Source organism: Streptomyces sp. NPDC101110 (assembly GCF_044759525.1).
GTDB lineage: Bacteria > Actinomycetota > Actinomycetes > Streptomycetales > Streptomycetaceae > Streptomyces.
Genome location: NZ_JBIVZM010000017.1, coordinates 45509 through 57437 on the forward strand (window position 1 = coordinate 45509; position 11929 = coordinate 57437).

The window sequence follows — 11929 nt, forward strand, 5'->3', positions numbered from 1 at the left end:
CAATCCAGCCGCTTTGTGATCAGTCAAGAGCGCCCTGGTCACGGTTTGTTACAGACTCCGGGCCGGTCTCAGCGTCGGCGCACCCCCGGTGACACGGCCACCCGGCCCGCCACCCAGAACAGCGCCAGCGTGACGAGGGCCAGGACCGCCACCAGGGTGGCGCCCCCGACCACCTTCTCGTAGTCGCGCTGGTAGAGCCCGTCGACGATGTACCGGCCGAGGCCGCCCAGGCTGACGTACGCGGCGATGGTGGCCGTGGACACGATCTGGATGGCCGCCGAGCGCAGACCGCTCAGGATCAGCGGAAGCGCGACCGGAAGTTCGACCTGGAACAGGATCCGCGACTCGTGCATGCCCATGCCGCGGGCGGCGTCCACCGGAGCGGGGTCGACGGTGCGGACCGCCTCGTAGGTGGTCACCAGGATCGGCGGCACGGCGAGGACGACCAGCGGGATCATCACGGGCAGCAGGCCGAAGCCCATCACGATGACGATCAGTACGAGCAGGCCGAAACTGGGCAGTGCGCGGGCCGCGGTGGCGATGAAGGCGAGGGCGTTGCCGCCCCGTCCGGTGTGCCCGGTCAGCAGGCCGACGGGCAGGCCGATCGCGGCGGCGAGGGCCAGGGCCAGCAGGGAGTACTGGACGTGTTCGAGCAGGCGTTGCGGGATGCCGTCGTAGCCGTGCCAGTGGGCGCTGTCGCTGAAGAAGGCGTTGACGAAGTTCAGTACGTTCACCGGGTCACGTCCTGCGGACGGGCGGGCAGGGGCTGCCGCGCTCCGGTCTTCGGGCGTCTGCGGGTGCCGCTCGGCATCCACGGGGTCAGGACCACGCGCAGCAGCACCAGCAGGGCGTCGCAGAGGATGGCCAGGACCGCCGTCGTGATCACGGAGTTGACGGCCAGTTCGGGCCGGTCGTACTTCTGCGCGTCGGCGAGCAGGTTGCCGAGAGCGCCCTGGTTGCCGATGAGGGTGCCGACGCTGACCAGGGAGATGCTGGAGACGGTGGCGACCCGCAGTCCGGCGATGATGGCGGGCACGGCGATCGGCAACTGCACCTGCACGTAACGCCGTACGGGCCCGAAGCCCATGGCGGTGGCCGCGGCCAGCGTCTCCTGGGGCACGGAGCGCACCCCGTCGACGATGGCCGGGACGAGCACCACGAGGCTGTAGACCGCCAGCGGGATCATCACGGTCAGCTCGGTCTGGCCGGTGTAGTCGATGAGGACCACGAAGAAGGCCAGCGAAGGGACGGCGTAGAGGATGGTGGTGGCGCCGAGTACGGGCGGGTACAGCCAGCGGAACCGGACGCAGAGCTGGGCGAGCGGCAGCGCGAGGACCAGCCCCGCCAGGACGGGCAGCAGGGCCTCACGCAGATGCAGTCCGATCAGGCCGGCGTAGCTGTGCTGGAGGTCGCTCGGGATGTCGAAGAAGCCGTTCACGAGGCGGCCTCGGCCTCTTCGGCGTGGCCTGCGGCGTGGGCGCTGCGGATCGCCTCGCCGATGGCCGCCTGGGAGACCACGCCGGTCACCCGCCCGGCGTCGTCCACGGCGACGGCCCAGCCGGCCGGGGAGAGCACCGCGCAGTCGAGGGCGGCACGCAGGGAGTCGGTGCCGGGGACGAACGGCCGTCCGTGCGGCAGGAGCCGGCCGGGGTCGATGTCACCGGCCGACAGGTCGCGCTGCTCGGCCCAGCCGAGGGGCCGGCCCTCGGCGTCGGTGACCAGCAGCCAGGGGGCGCCGGTAGCGGCGATCCGCTCGGCGCCGGCGTCGGCCGGGACGACCGGGCCGGTCGTCAGCGGGAGTTCGGCCGAGGGGAAGAACGACAGCCGCCGGATGCCGCGGTCGGCTCCGAGGAAGTCCTCGACGAAGGCGTCGGCGGGACTGGACAGCAACTCGGCGGGCGGGGCGTACTGGGCGAGGTGACCGCCTTCGCGCAGCACGGCGACCATGGTGCCGAGTTTGATCGCCTCGTCGATGTCATGAGTGACGAAGACGATGGTCTTGCCCAACTCTTCCTGGATGCGCAGCAGCTCGTCCTGGAGTCCCTTGCGTACGACCGGGTCGACCGCCGAGAACGGTTCGTCCATGAGCAGGACGGGCGGGTCGGCGGCGAGTGCCCGCGCCACACCGACGCGCTGCTGCTGGCCGCCGGACAACTGGTACGGGTACCGCTTGGCGAGCGCGGCGTCGAGACCCACGCGCTCCATCAGCTCCGCCGCCCGCTCCCGGGCCTTCTGCTTGCCCCAGCCCAGCACGCGGGGCACGGTGGCGATGTTGTCGAGGATCGTGCGGTGCTGGAAGAGGCCGGCGTTCTGGATGACGTATCCCATCGACCGGCGCAGGGTGGTGACGGGCCGGCGCTGGATGTCCTCGCCGTCGAGGAGGATCGTTCCCTCAGTCGGTTCGACCATCCTGTTGATCATTCGCAGGGTGGTCGTCTTCCCGCAGCCGGAGGGTCCGACGAGGACGGTGATCGAGCGGTCGGGTATCTCCAGGGAGAGCCGGTCGACAGCCACCGTGCCGTCCGGATAGCGCTTGGTGACTGATTCGATCCGTATCAAGGCGCCGGGGTCCTTCGGGTTGACGGAAGCGTTGGCCGATGGTCGTACGGGCTGTTTCCGGACGAGTCTAGTGCCGCGGCAGGAAACGTTTGCCCGCGGAGGAGCGGGGTCCGGTGCGTGCTCTCGGCGTGCCGGCCGGAAGCCCTCGTACTGGGCGTACTTGGGCTTTCGGACGGTGCGGCGGGAGGGCGTGCCGGGCGTCGCGCCGGGGCGAGCGTGCCTGCCGCGGCACTGGAGGGCGGCTTTCACCGGTCCGCGGGGCGTGCGCCGCTCCTGGGCAGGCGCACGGTGAACACCGTCGCTCCCGGTGCGCTGTTCACCTCGATGCGGCCGCCGTGGGCCCGGACCAGGGACCGGGCGACCGCCAGGCCCAGACCGCTGCCCCCTCGGTCGCGGCTGCGGGCCTTGTCGACACGGTAGAAGCGGTCGAAGACGCGGGCCCGGTCGTCGGGCGGGATGCCCGGCCCGGTGTCGGCGACCCGCACCTCGGCCTCGCCGGGTGTGACGGCCACCTCCACCGACACCTCCGTGCCCGCGGGGGTGTGCACGGCGGCGTTGGTCAGGAGGTTGTCGACGACCTGCCGGACACGCAGCGCGTCCATCGGCAGTGACACCGGGCCCGGCCCGGTGCGGACGGTCAGCGGATGGCCGGGGTGGCCGGCGCGGAAGGCGTCGGCGGCCTGCGCCACCAGCTCCACGAGGTCGGCTTCCACCAGGCGCAGCGGCGTCTCCACCTCCGCCGCGTCCAGCCGGGCGAGCAGCAGCAGATCGTCCAGGAGGATGCCCATGCGGGCCGCCTCGGCGCGCAGCCGGGCCAGGTGCCGGTCGCGTTCCTCGGGGGCGTTGGCGGCGGCGTACTGGAAGAGGTCGGCGTACCCGCGCACCGACATCAGCGGGGTACGCAGCTCGTGCGAGGCGTCGGCGACGAAGCGGCGCAGCCGCTGCTCGGCCTCGGCACGCACGGCGAGGGAGTCGTCGATGTGCTCCAGCATCGTGTTGAAGGCGGTGCGCAGTTCGTCCACCTCGGGCCCGCCGTCCCGGCCGTCGACGCGCAGCGGCAGCCGGGCCGCCGACTCGGACAGATCGTGTGAGGCGATGCCGTGCGCGGTGAACGCCATGTCGCTGAGCGGCTTCAGACCGCGGCGCAGCATCCGGCGGCCGAAGACGACCAGGGCGAGCAGCGCGAGCGCGAAGGTGACGACCTGGATGGTGATCAGCTGCTCGACCGTGTCCTCGATCTCGTCCATGGGCGCGGCGCTGACCAGGACCACCCCGCGCTCGACCTCGCAGGCGCGCAGCCGGTAGGTGCCGGCTCCCTTCAGGTGCTCGGTGCGCAGCAGTTCGGTGTGCGCGGCGGTCTGCGCCGAGGCCAGCGCGGTGAAGTCGTCGACGTCCTCGGGCAGGTCGACCGGGTCCTCGGGCCGGCGCAGTTCGGGTTTGCCCCCGGAGACGTCGTACACCGCGTAGAACCAGCTGTAGTACTTCTTGCCCGAGAGAGTGCCGTAGTCCGCGATGCTCTTGGACTGGGCGATCTGGGCCTGCGCCAGCTGGGTGTCGAGCTGGGCCGACAGATAGTCCCGCATGTAGGTGGTCAGGGCCGTGCCGACGACGGCGAACACGACCAGGGACAGGGCACCCAGGCCCAGGGCCAGCCGGGTGCCCAGCCGCATGGCGCGGTAGGCCCGTCGCAGCCGGGCGATCACTCGGCGGCCTGCCGCAGCACGTACCCGAAGCCGCGCACGGTGTGGATGAGCGCCGAGCCGCTCGCGTCGCCCTCGCCGGTCTCGTCGAGCTTACGGCGCAGCCGGCTGACGACCAGCTCGACGACGTTGGAGCGGCCGCCGAAGCCGTACTCCCACACGTGGTCGAGGATCTGCGCCTTGGTCAGCACGGTGGGCGACTTGCGCATCAGGTAACGCAGCACCTCGTACTCGGTCGGGGTCAGCGACAGCAGCCTCGCGCCGCGCCGGACCTCCCGGGTGTCCTCGTCCATCGTCAGGTCGCCGACCCGGAGCACGGACCGCTGGAAGGCGGGTCCGGCGCTGCGCCGCAGCACGGTCCGCAGCCGGGCCATCAGCTCCTCCACGGCGAACGGCTTGACCAGGTAGTCGTCGCCGCCCCGGGTGAGGCCGGCGACCCGGTCGGCGACGCCGTCGCGGGCGGTGAGGAAGACCACCGGCACCATCGTGCCGGAGGCGCGCAGCCGGTCCAGGACGCCGAAGCCGTCCACGCCGGGCAGCATCAGATCGAGCACCACGATGTCCGGGTGGAACTCGGCGGCCCGCCGCAGGGCGTCCTCGCCGGTGTACGCCGTGACCGCCTCCCAGCCCTCGTAGCGGGCGACGGTCGCGACGAGGTCGGCGATCGGCGGGTCGTCGTCGACGACGAGAAGTCGTACTTTTTCCACGCCCTCATAGTGCTGCACGCGTCCCGGGCCGCCACAGCCGCCCGCCCTCCCGCTGCCGGATCGATAAGCACCTGAAAGTCGAGTGACAGCTTCCCGACAGTTCCGGCGCGCCAAGCTCGGTGTACCAGGTGCCGATCAAGGAGCTGCCGATCGTGACGACCCTCCATCAACCTCCCGCGGCGACCCGCCCGGGTCCGCGCCCCCGAGTGGTGGGACGCACCGGCCTGTACGCGGTGCTGCTGGCGAACGCGGTCGCGGTGGCCGTGTTCTTCGTGCAGGCCGGTTTCGCCTCGAACGCGCTGATCGTGCTGGGCCGGCTGACCGGGCTGTACGCGGCGCTGCTGATGGCGTTCCAGCTGCTGCTGGTGGCCCGGCTGCCGTGGTTCGACCGGCGGATCGGCATGGACCGGCTGACGTCCTGGCACCGCTGGACGGGCTTCTCGGTGCTGTGGCTGCTGCTGTCGCACGCCGTGTTCATCGTCCTCGGCTACGCGCAGGCCTCGTCGCTGGACCCGGTGAACCAGCTGGTCGATCTCGCCGAGACGGTCGAGGGCGTGCTGCGGGCGATCGCCGCTCTGGTGATCATCCTGGTGGTGGGCGCGGTGTCGGCCCGGTACGCCCGGCGCCGGCTGGCCTACGAGACCTGGCACTTCATCCACCTGTACACCTACGTGGCGGTGGTGCTGGCGTTCACGCACCAGGTCGCGGAGGGGACGACGTTCGCCTCGTCTCCGGTGGCGGCGTCTTACTGGTACGGCCTGTGGGGCGCGGCCCTGGCCTCGGTGTGCGCCGGCCGGCTGCTGCTGCCGCTGTGGCGGAACCTCCGCCACCGGCTCCGGGTGACGGCGGTCGTCCCGGAGAACGACCAGGTCGTGTCGGTCTACATCACGGGCCGCGACCTGGACCGGCTGCCGGCCCGGGCGGGGCAGTTCTTCCTGTGGCGGTTCCTGACCAAGGACCGCTGGTGGCAGGCGAACCCGTTCTCCCTGTCGGCCGCCCCGGACGGCCGTACGCTCCGTCTCACCGTCAAGCGAGCCGGTGACGGCAGCGCGGCCCTGCGGCACCTGAAGGCGGGCACGCGCGTGTTCGCCGAGGGCCCCTACGGCGCCTTCACCGCACTGCACCGCACCCGGCCCGGCGCCGTGCTCATCGCCGGTGGCGTCGGTGTCACACCGATCCGGGCGCTCCTGGAGGAACTGGACGGGCACGCGGTCGTGATCCACCGGGTCGCGACGGACCGGGACGCCGTCCTCCACGACGAACTGCGCGACCTCGCGTCGGCCAGGGGCGCCGAGCTGCACCTGGTGACCGGCCCGCCCGTGCCCGACCGGCTGGCGCCGCGGGAACTCGCCGAGCTGGTGCCGGACCTCGCCGAGCGGGACGTCTTCCTGTGCGGCCCGCCGCCGATGATGAAGGCGGTGCTGGGCAGCCTGCGCGAGCTGGGCGTGCCCGGGCCCCAGATCCACTTCGAACGCTTCAGCCTGGCCGGATGACGAGGAGAGATTCGTGAAACGAGCCCTGCCCGTCCTCGTCCTCAGTGTCGCGGGCCTGATCCCGCTCTGGCGCTACTCCCCCTCGCACGACACCGGATCGTCGTCCGCGCCCGCCGAGGCGGCGGCGCCGGCGTCCACCCCCTCCGCGTCCTCCTCGGGCGGCACCACGACGACCGTCGTGCCGGGGCCCCTCGTCGACACCGAGAAGGGCCCGGTGCGCGTCGAGGTCACCTTCGACGGTGACCGGATCGCCTCGGTGCGGATGCTCCGGCAGCCGGACCATCCGCAGACCACGGCCGCCGTGCCCGAGCTGATCGAGGAGACGCTCCGGGCGCAGAGCGCCGACATCGACACGGTGTCCGGCGCGACGGTCACCAGTGACGGCTACAAGGAGTCGCTCCAGGCCGCCATCGACGCGAGGGGCTGAGGGGATGCGCCGCGTCGAGCACGTCATGGGGTTCCCGATGTCGGTGCGGATCGACGACGAGGACGTCCCCGAGGCTGCGGTGCACGCTCTGTTCGCCTGGCTGCGCGAGGTCGACGCGCGCTTCAGCCCGTTCCGCCCGGACAGCGAGGTGTCACGGCTGGACCGGGGCGAGGTGTGCGAGCCCGGCCCGGAGCTGCGTGAGGTCCTCGATCTGTGCGAGGAGTACCGGATCGCCACCGGGGGCGCTTTCGACGTGCGTCTGCCCGGCCGTGGCCTGGACCCCTGCGCCGTGGTGAAGGGGTGGTCGGTGCAGCGGGGGGCCGCACTGCTGCGGGCAGCGGGCGCGCGCCGCTTCTGCGTCAACGCGGGCGGCGACGTGGTCGCCTCCGGCGGTCCCTGGCGCGTCGGCGTGCGACACCCCGAACACGCCGACCGGCTCTGCACGATCCTGGACGTCACGGACCGGGCCGTGGCGACCTCCGCGCGCTACGAGCGGGGCGACCACATCCTCGACGGCCGCACCGGCCGCCCGGCGACCGGACTGATCAGCGTGACCGTCGTCGCCCCGACCCTGACCGAGGCGGACACGGTCGCGACGGCGGCGTTCGCGCTCGGCCGTGAGGGCCCCGAATGGGCCGCGGCCCGGGAGAACTGCGAGGTGTTCGCGGTGGACACGGAGCGACGGGTGCTGCGCAGTGCGGGATTTCCGGTGTCGGTCCCGCACAGCGACATGACCGGACGTCAATTGCCGGGCAGGTCCTCCAGGAAGCCCGCCGGCGGTACGAAGAACAGGCTGCCGGTGACGGCGCGCGAGTAGTCCAGCAGCGGGTCGGGGCCCGAACCCGGCCCGCCCAGGAACATCGTGCGCAGCATCGTCTCCGGTATCCCGGGGGTGCGCGCGTAGGCCACGAAGTACGTGCCGAACTCCCCGTGTCCGGGCCGGCCGAACGGCATCGCCGAGCGCAGGATCCGCCACTCCGCACCGTCCGGGCCGAGGAGGGTGTTGACGTCCTTGTGCGAACCGGGTGCGTCGAGTTCCAGGTTGGTGAGCTTGGTGCGGCCTATGACCTTCTCCTGCGCCTCGACGGCGAGGGCGTCCCAGGCGTCCACGTCGTGCAGGTACTTCTGCACCAGCGCGTAACTGCCGCCCCGGAAGCCGGGATCCTCGTCGCCGACCAGGGCCGCTTCGGCCGCGGCCTGCCCGACCGGGTTCTCGGTGCCGTCGACGAAGCCGAGCAGGTTGCGCGAGTCGAAGTAGGAGAAGGCCTGTGTCTCGTCCCGTACGGTGACGGCGCCGCGCAGCCGCCGCAGCAGCTCGGCGGCCAGCGCGAAACACAGGTCGGTGCGGGCGGCCCTGATGTGGAAGAAGAGGTCCCCCGGGGTGGACGGCGCGTGATGGCGGGGCCCGGCCAGTTCGCGGAACGGGTGCAGTTCGGCGGGGGGCCGACCGCCGAACAGCCGGCTCCACGCCCGGGATCCGACCCCGGCGACACAGCCGAGACCGCCGTCGGGGCTGGGGAAGCCGACGGACCGCACCAGGCCCGCGACCGAGCCCAGCGCCTCCCGCACGGCTTCTTCCCCACCGGGTTCGATCGTGGCGACCAGAAACACCGCGACCGAGGCCGGCGGGTTCAGCACCGGTTGCGGCAGCATCTCGCCCGAGGGCAGCGGTGACGTCATGGCTTCCCATCCCTTCGCCCGGACGGCACGGCCCGTCCGCTCCCCCTCCGGGACGGTACGGCCCACGCCCCTGACACGATGCCCAGCGAAGGGGTGGCCGGAACTCCCGGTCCCTCACGAGCGGTTGCCGCGCCCACCCCGCAGCCGGCCCCCCGGCGTCCCGCGGCCCTGGCGGCACCGCGTTCGCGGTGCGGAGCGGTGAGGGGCCGTCCGCCCGCTGCGGGGCGTGCGCGCCGGGCGGCAGGGGGAGGGAGTCGGCGCCGCCGACGGGCGGCGGGTCACGCGGACTGCCGAACCCGTCGTACGTCACCCGGCGGCCCCGGCGAGCCGGCCCGGCCGGCGCCGGCGCGGAACCGGACCCCCACCGACTTCGTACGTCACCCACTCGCACCTCATCGGCACCGGCTACTGTCGTAGGTCACCGAAGGTTGACGGGGGGTTGCCCATGGTGAAGGACGCTCGCACGCCGCCGGACTGCCCTGGGGGCCACGACGGCATGCCGGAGAGCGACGCCGCGCGCCATCTCCAGAACCAGCTCGAGATCCTCATCCAGGACTTCCGCAGGAGCACCGAACCACCGATGCCGGTGTTCGTCGTGCACGCTCAGGAGAGCGGGGACGACGACGCCGTGGCCGGGCTGGTCCGCCAGCTGCACACGGGCCAGGAGGCGCACGGCACGCGCTGCGCGGTGACACAGGACTCCTACGAGGGGTCCACGGAGGTGCGCCGGGCCGCCGCCCTGGTACGGGCGTTGAGCGACCCGCGCAAGTGGGGCGGCCCCAAGGCGGTCTACCGGCGCTACGCGTTCCCGCGGCTGCGGCTGGTGCACGCCATCGACGACGCGGTCGCCGCGCTCGGCGACAGCTGGCCGTCCCCCGCGCCGGGCAGCCCCGAGGCGGGTCAGGACCAGCGCCAGCGGCTGCTGAACGAGCTGGCGCAGCAGCGCTGGCGGCCGAAGAACACGGCCCGCTGGCGTTCCGGCCTGCCGCTGTTCGACATGGCGCACATCCTCCCGGCGAGCCTCGTGACCGTCCTCGCCGCGCTCCTGGCCCGCAGCGAGTGGTACGTCGCGGTGGGCGCCGGTCTGGTCTTCCTGTTGCTGCTGACCGTCCTCAACTACGTCCTGCCGGGCCGGGCTCCGATCTTCCTGTGGTTGCGCCGGGAGAGCCGCTGGTTCATGACGACGACGTTCCTGAGGGCGGCGGACCAGGAGGAGCCCACCGAGGCGTCGTTGCTGCGGCCGGTCCGCTCCTGGAGGGCGATCGCGGCCCGGGCCTACGACGTGGCGGAGGCGCTGACGGCGGGCGGTGACTTCCACCTCCAGCTGTGCGTGCTGGCGCTGCGCGAGGACCTGCGGGACAACCACCGCCGCTGGAGCTGGGACCTGCGCGGCTTCAAACGCCCGCGCCCGCCGATGCTGTTCCTGCCGCACGCGGACGACCGCAATGGCGGCATCGAGTTGATCCGGGCCATCAGCGACGTCCGCAGCCGGCGCAGCGAGCTCGACCCGCTGCTCGTGGTGGCCGCGGTGCGCGCGCACGACGTGCCGCGTCTGGAGCGCAGCGTCGTCCAGACGGCTCCCGCCCCGGACGCGGCGCCGCCCACGTTCGGGGTCCGGCTGCGCACCTGGTACCAGGAGTGGGGCCGCAACCTGCGCGCCGAGCAGTCACCCAGCCGGGAACGGTCCGTCCTCCCGTGGGTGATGAAGGTCCCGCTGCCGCACGACCAGCTGGGCCCCGTCGAGGAGGGCCGCCACCACCTGCGGGCCTCCGCCCGGCCCACACCCGCCCGGCTGGTGTGGGCGCTGCACAGCCTGGTCCTGGTCGTCGCCCTGGTCACCACCGCGGCCGTCATGCGGGCCGACGCCCTGCACGACCGGTACTGCTCGGCGTCCGTGCTGACCGCCAACCGGGACACCCGGCGCGAGCAGGGGTCCGACGGGCGTACGGAGTGCATCGGCATCGCGACGGACGGCGTCCGCTTCGCCGACTGGCTGCCCGCGCCCCAGGCCGGCGACGACGTCAAGGCGCTCACGGCCGACGAGGACACGCCCTGGACGGTCGCCGACCTGGAGGATCTCATCGCCCGGCAGAACGCGAACGTCCTCGGACGGCATGCCGGCAAGTACGTCACCGTCGTCTACGCCGGGCCGCTCAGCGCCGACACCGCGGCCGGCTCCTCCCTGGTGAAGGGCGCCGAGGAGCTGGCGGGCGTGTATCTGGCGCAGGCCGTCATCAACGAGAACTCCAGCGTCAAGCTGCGCGTCCTGATCGCCAACGGCGGCGTGGACCTGGGCCGGCAGGTGGAGATGGCGGAGGCCATCGCCGCGTACGCCGCCCACGACCCGACCGTGGTGGGTGTCGTCGGTACCGGCCGCGACCTGAAGTCGAGCCGGGCGACGACCCGCACCCTGATGGAGGCGGGTCTGCCGGTCGTCTCCGGCACGAACTCCGCCACCTATCTGCCCCGCGAGTTCGCCAACTGGTTCAGCCTGGCCGCGACCGACGAGTGGCAGACCCGGCAACTCGGCCTGATCGCCGCCCCGTTGCGCACACCGGACCGGCGTCAGTACTCCCTCGTCCTGGCCCGCGACACGGCGCGGACCGACGACCTCTACACCGACGAGCAGGCCCGCTACGGCCAGCGGATGCTGCGCCGGCAGGGCTTCACCCCGCTCGACCAGCGGCGCTACACCCTGAGCGGCGGCAAGCCCGAACTGCGCTCGCACGCCCAGGAGATCTGCCGTGGCGGCCGCGTTCCCTCGGTGATCTACTTCGCGGGCCGGGTGGAGGACATCGACCCGTTGATGAACCAGCTGGGCACCGAGCCGGGCTGTGCCGGAAAGCCCCTGGCCATCCTCACCGGCGACGACCTGTCCAAGGCCGACTTCGCGGGCGGCGGCCAGTCCGTCGCCCCGAAGGTCACGCTGTACCACGCGGCCCTCGCGGAACTGGAGACGGCCGCCACCAGCACGGGTTTCTACCTGGACGCCGCCAAGCACCTGCCCGGGCTGCGCGGCCACAGCCTGCGGTACGACAGCCCCGCCCTGGCCAGTGGCCAGACCGCGCTGGCCCATGACGCGACCCGGGCCCTGTTCTGGGCGGCCACGCGCGGCGACCGGCCGCAGAGCCGGGCTTCGACCTGGGTGAATCTGCGCAGCGTCAAGATCGAGGGCATGGCGACCGGCACCATCGACTTCACGGGAGCCCCCCTGTACGGCGACCGCACGGGGCACAGCATCGTCCTCAAGGAGGTCAGCCGTACCAACGACGGCACCTCCGAACCCCATGTGGTGTGCCGCCGCAAGGCGGGGGACACGGCACCCCTCACGCGGAAGGAGTGCCGGATCCGCTGAGCGCCGCC

General features: G+C 72.5%; 10 protein-coding genes. 4 read left to right on the top strand and 6 right to left on the bottom strand.

Translation table 11 applies throughout. The annotated features are described in order from the left end of the window. Nucleotides 1-68: 68 nt before the first annotated feature. From ACIQU3_RS31965 to ACIQU3_RS31985, 5 genes are all read right to left on the bottom strand, one after another. Nucleotides 69-734, bottom strand: a complete 666-nt coding sequence (locus ACIQU3_RS31965; RefSeq protein WP_403741155.1) for an ABC transporter permease — start codon at nt 732-734, stop codon at nt 69-71. After that, the gene (locus tag ACIQU3_RS31970; RefSeq protein ID WP_366714405.1) at nt 731-1438 is read right to left on the bottom strand and encodes an ABC transporter permease subunit; all 708 of its coding nucleotides are present in this window, start codon (nt 1436-1438) and stop codon (nt 731-733) included. Before ACIQU3_RS31970 ends, ACIQU3_RS31965 begins: the two co-directional genes overlap by 4 nt. Continuing rightward, nucleotides 1435-2559, bottom strand: a complete 1125-nt coding sequence (locus ACIQU3_RS31975; protein ID WP_403741160.1) for an ABC transporter ATP-binding protein — start codon at nt 2557-2559, stop codon at nt 1435-1437. The genes ACIQU3_RS31970 and ACIQU3_RS31975 overlap by 4 nt, the downstream gene beginning before the upstream one ends. Nucleotides 2560-2804: 245 nt before the next feature. After that, nucleotides 2805-4262, bottom strand: a complete 1458-nt coding sequence (locus ACIQU3_RS31980; protein ID WP_403741163.1) for a sensor histidine kinase — start codon at nt 4260-4262, stop codon at nt 2805-2807. Continuing rightward, on the bottom strand, nt 4259-4966 hold the full coding sequence (locus ACIQU3_RS31985) for a response regulator transcription factor (protein ID WP_403741167.1): 708 nt from the start codon (nt 4964-4966) through the stop codon (nt 4259-4261). Before ACIQU3_RS31985 ends, ACIQU3_RS31980 begins: the two co-directional genes overlap by 4 nt. A gap of 152 nt (nt 4967-5118) precedes the next feature. Here ACIQU3_RS31985 and ACIQU3_RS31990 point away from each other — a divergent pair, with 152 nt between their 5' ends. From ACIQU3_RS31990 to ACIQU3_RS32000, 3 genes are read left to right on the top strand one after another with little or no spacing between them, the layout of a single operon-like run. Next, complete coding sequence (locus ACIQU3_RS31990; RefSeq protein WP_403741171.1) at nt 5119-6459, top strand: ferric reductase-like transmembrane domain-containing protein; 1341 nt, start codon at nt 5119-5121, stop codon at nt 6457-6459. Nucleotides 6460-6472: 13 nt separating this feature from the next. Then, nucleotides 6473-6886 carry an FMN-binding protein gene (locus ACIQU3_RS31995; protein WP_403741175.1) on the top strand — a complete coding sequence of 138 codons (414 nt, stop codon included), beginning with the start codon at nt 6473-6475 and terminating at the stop codon, nt 6884-6886. 4 nt (nt 6887-6890) lie between these two features. Beyond that, nucleotides 6891-7703 carry an FAD:protein FMN transferase gene (locus tag ACIQU3_RS32000; protein WP_403741178.1) on the top strand — a complete coding sequence of 271 codons (813 nt, stop codon included), beginning with the start codon at nt 6891-6893 and terminating at the stop codon, nt 7701-7703. Here the strand turns inward: ACIQU3_RS32000 and ACIQU3_RS32005 are convergent. Further along, nucleotides 7628-8566 (bottom strand): Dyp-type peroxidase, encoded by a 939-nt coding sequence (locus tag ACIQU3_RS32005; RefSeq protein ID WP_403741181.1) that lies wholly within the window; start codon nt 8564-8566, stop codon nt 7628-7630. The genes ACIQU3_RS32000 and ACIQU3_RS32005 overlap by 76 nt on opposite strands. A gap of 445 nt (nt 8567-9011) precedes the next feature. Here ACIQU3_RS32005 and ACIQU3_RS32010 point away from each other — a divergent pair, with 445 nt between their 5' ends. Next, nucleotides 9012-11921, top strand: coding sequence for an ABC transporter substrate-binding protein (locus tag ACIQU3_RS32010; protein WP_403929089.1), 2910 nt, complete (start codon nt 9012-9014; stop codon nt 11919-11921). Nucleotides 11922-11929 lie beyond the last annotated feature (8 nt).

What these genes read in the sequence shown, in the direction of transcription:
- ACIQU3_RS32000 (WP_403741178.1), top strand. Translation starts at nt 6,891, where the DNA reads ATGCGCCGCGTCGAGCACGTCATGGGGTTCCCGATGTCGGTGCGGATC.
- ACIQU3_RS32005 (WP_403741181.1), bottom strand. Translation starts at nt 8,566, where the DNA reads ATGACGTCACCGCTGCCCTCGGGCGAGATGCTGCCGCAACCGGTGCTG.
- ACIQU3_RS32010 (WP_403929089.1), top strand. Translation starts at nt 9,012, where the DNA reads ATGGTGAAGGACGCTCGCACGCCGCCGGACTGCCCTGGGGGCCACGAC.